Below are 2,116 nucleotides of genomic sequence, written 5' to 3'. Positions count from 1 at the left end.
TGCTGACCTGGCCGAGCTCAGCCGTCGTCCACGATATCAAGGGCGAGAACTGGCAACTCACCGCGGGCTTCCGCGCCAGGCATGGCCGTGTCCTGCTGTTCGATCCGACCAATCCGAAATCCTCATCCTACAATCCACTGCTCGAGGTGCGCCGTGGCGAATGGGAAGTCCGCGACGTTCAGAACATCGCTGACATCCTGGTCGATCCCGAAGGCTCGCTTGAGAGGCGAAACCATTGGGAGAAAACCAGCCATGCCCTGCTGGTCGGCGCGATCCTGCATGTCCTTTACGCCGAGCCGGACAAGACGCTTGCCGGCGTCGCCGGTTTCCTCTCCGATCCAAAGCGTCCGATTGAATCGACGCTGTCCGCAATGATGAAAACGGCGCATCTGGGTGAAGCCGGTCCGCACCCGGTCATCGCCAGCGCCGCGCGAGAGCTCTTGAACAAATCAGACAACGAGCGCTCTGGCGTGCTCTCCACCGCCATGTCGTTCCTTGGCCTCTACCGCGATCCTGTCGTGGCCGAGGTCACGCGCCGCTGCGACTGGCGCATCAGCGACCTCGTCGACGACAAGCATCCGACGACGCTCTACCTCGTCGTACCGCCGTCCGACATCAACCGGACCAAGCCGCTTATTCGCCTGATCCTCAATCAGATCGGTCGCCGCTTGACCGAAGATCTGCAGGTGAGGGCGCAAGGCCACCGGCTGCTCCTGATGCTCGACGAGTTCCCGGCGCTTGGCCGTCTCGATTTCTTCGAGTCTGCGCTCGCCTTCATGGCCGGCTACGGCCTGAAAAGCTTCCTGATCGCTCAATCCCTCAATCAGATCGAGAGGGCGTACGGCGCCAACAATTCAATTCTCGACAACTGCCACGTCCGGGTAAGCTTCGCCACCAATGATGAGCGCACCGCCAAGCGCGTGTCCGACGCGCTGGGAACAGCGACCGAGATGAGAGCCATGAGGAACTATGCTGGCCACCGGCTGTCGCCGTGGCTCGGTCATCTCATGGTCTCCCGCTCCGAGACGGCTCGCCCGCTGCTCACGCCTGGTGAAGTGATGCAACTGCCGGCCACCGACGAGATTGTCATGGTCTCGGGTGCGCCGCCGATCCGCGCCAAAAAGGCGCGCTATCATGAGGATGCTCGCTTCCGGGAACGTATCTTGCCGCCTCCGGCGCTGGTGGCGGCAGTGGAGGGGAGGCCCGACGACTGGACGAAACTGCCTCTGCCTTCCCGTCCCCGGATTGCTGAAGCCACGTCGGCGCCGTCGGCCACGGATGACGACACAACTGATTCCGAGCGTCGTCGGCAACCTGAGCTCAGTCGCGTCGAGCAGGTCGTGAGGCCTTCGACCGAGAACGAATTCGAGATCGATCGCATAGACGACGTGGAGGACGAGGTTGCCCGCAATCGTCGACTGACGCGTCTGATGCAAGGCATCGCGCGACAGGTGTCGCTCGACCCCGGCGACGGCGTGGATATGTGAGGCTCCGATGGCAAAGGCACAGCGCAAACAACGCCTGTCAGTCTATCTCGATCCGAAGGTCATGAGCAGGCTGGCCGAACATGCGGCGCGTCGAGATTTTTCGCGGTCGCTCGTCGCGGAGGCGGCCATCGAGTCGTTCCTCTCACCCGATGCCGCCGAGCGACAGGAGGCGGCGATCACCAAGCGGCTCGACCAGATCGATCGGCGTATCGCACGCCAAGAGCGCGATGTTGGAATCGCGGTGGAGACGCTCGCTGTTTTCGTCCGCTTCTGGCTGGCGACAACACCAGCGTTGCCCGAGCCCGCGGCGCAGGCTGCCCATGCCAAGGCTGGCGAGCGCTATGATGCCTTTGTCACCGCACTCGGCCGGCGCCTGGCGAAAGGACCAAAGCTTCGGCAGGAAATCTCCGAGGACATCGATGGCGGCCTGGACACACACCAGCCCGGCAGGCCCGTGGGCTAAATGGCCTTGAGCGATGTCAGGATTTTTCGTTGAAAATTATAGTCTGTATGCTATAAGGCAAGGGAGCATGAAAAACCAAAAGCCCGTAGTTTGGATGGGGTCGTCGAAGGGCGACCTGCGCGAGTTTCCGGTCGATGTTCGCCGGTTGATGGGTGTCGCAATCAAC

General features: G+C 62.1%; 2 protein-coding genes. Both read left to right on the top strand.

Going from position 1 to position 2,116, the window contains the following annotated elements; genetic code table 11:
• The coding region (gene traG / locus NR193_RS33215) for an IncP-type conjugal transfer protein TraG (protein ID WP_256754874.1) at positions 1 to 1,487 on the top strand (1,487 nt) is incomplete at its 5' end.
• Between the two features lie 7 nt (positions 1,488 to 1,494).
• Positions 1,495 to 1,950, top strand: a complete 456-nt coding sequence (locus NR193_RS33210; protein WP_256754873.1) for a CopG family transcriptional regulator — start codon at positions 1,495 to 1,497, stop codon at positions 1,948 to 1,950.
• Positions 1,951 to 2,116 lie beyond the last annotated feature (166 nt).

It is taken from the genome of Mesorhizobium sp. Mes31, assembly GCF_024519675.1.
Classification (GTDB): Bacteria; Pseudomonadota; Alphaproteobacteria; order Rhizobiales; family Rhizobiaceae; genus Mesorhizobium.
Note: the sequence above shows the minus strand (reverse complement) of the source record. Positions and strands in the feature narration are given on the sequence as shown.